Origin of the sequence: Microbacterium sp. NPDC056057 (genome assembly GCF_042266945.1) — a bacterium.
GTDB classification, from domain to species: Bacteria; Actinomycetota; Actinomycetes; order Actinomycetales; family Microbacteriaceae; genus Microbacterium; species Microbacterium trichothecenolyticum_C.
This window is the reverse complement of sequence record NZ_JBHJWS010000007.1, coordinates 1-1,219: the sequence shown is the minus strand read 5'-3', so window position 1 is coordinate 1,219 and position 1,219 is coordinate 1. Positions and strand designations below refer to the sequence as shown.

The following is a 1,219-nucleotide window of genomic DNA, read 5'->3' as shown; positions in this document are numbered from 1 at the left end:
TCGGCGGATTCAAGCGGTCATCGCAACAGGACAGATCTGATGATCTCATTCGGGGTCTGAAACTCGAGCCGCTTGCGGGGCCGGTCGTTGAGCTCGTGGGCGACGGCGTCAAGCTGTCCTTCGGTGAACCCGTCGAGGCTGGTGCCTTTCGGGAAGTACTGGCGAAGCAGCCCGTTGGTGTTCTCGTTGATGCCGCGCTGCCAGGGCGAGTGCGGGTCGCAGAAGAACACGTCGATGCCGGTGTCGATGCGGACCTCCTCCCAGTCGCGCATCTCCGGACCCTGATCCCACGTCAAAGCGCCACGCAGCTGTACCGGGAGCTGCTGGATCTTCCGAGTCAGCGCGGGAGCGACCTGGTCGGGCTTGTAACCGTCGGGCAGGTGAACGAGCATCGTGAAGTTGGAGTGCCGTTCCACGAGAGTGCCGATCGCGGACAAGTTTCCCGCGCCGATGATCAGGTCGCCCTCCCAACTTCCGGGAACGGCCCGGTCGCTCGCCTCCGGCGGCCGCTGCGAGATGTTGACCATGTTGGGGATCCGGTTCTTGCGCTGTCCGACCTTTCGGCTCGGGTGGCGTAGCCCCCGCCCGGTGCGCAGATACCGGGTCAGCTCCTGTTTCAACGCGCCACGGGACTGCACGTAGAGCGACTGATAGATCGTCTCCGCGCTCACCTGCATCTCCGGATCTTCGGGGAATTCTCGCCGCAGCCGGCCGGCGATCTGCTCCGGCGATCGACGCTTGGCCAGGTCCCGCTCCACTCTCGCACGCAGCCGCAGGTTGGTCGCGAGCTTCGCTGGCTTCGGCCTCTCCGCGCGACCCATCGCCGTCATCTGCGCCGTCGACGCCCGATACCGGCCGCGCACGGCGTTGCGGGTCAGTTCCCGGGACACCGTCGACGGCGCGCGTCCGATCCGTCTTGCGATCGACCGCACCGATTCGCCGCTGGCGACGCCGACCGCGATCTCTTCCCGCTCGACGAACGACAGATACCGCCCCTGCAGATTCCGGCCACGCCGCGGCCTGACCCCGCCGGCAGCGACCAGCATCCGTTTCGCCGTCGTCCGATTCACGCCGATCTGCTCGCCCACCTCGCTCGCGAACAGCCCAGCCTGAAAGCCCGCCCACGCCTGCTGGACCGCATCCAGCCGAAACCGCAACGCCAACTCCGTCACAACACTCTCCACTCAGCAAGTGTTGCGACCACCGCAAGAACCCAAGG

General features: G+C 66.4%; 1 protein-coding gene. It reads right to left on the bottom strand.

The features are described 5' to 3' along the window. Positions 1–17 precede the first annotated feature (17 nt). A complete protein-coding gene (locus ACFC1K_RS19730; protein WP_375872910.1) occupies positions 18–1,046 on the bottom strand; it encodes an IS30 family transposase in 1,029 nt (342 codons plus the stop codon). Between the last annotated feature and the right edge of the window lie 173 nt (positions 1,047–1,219).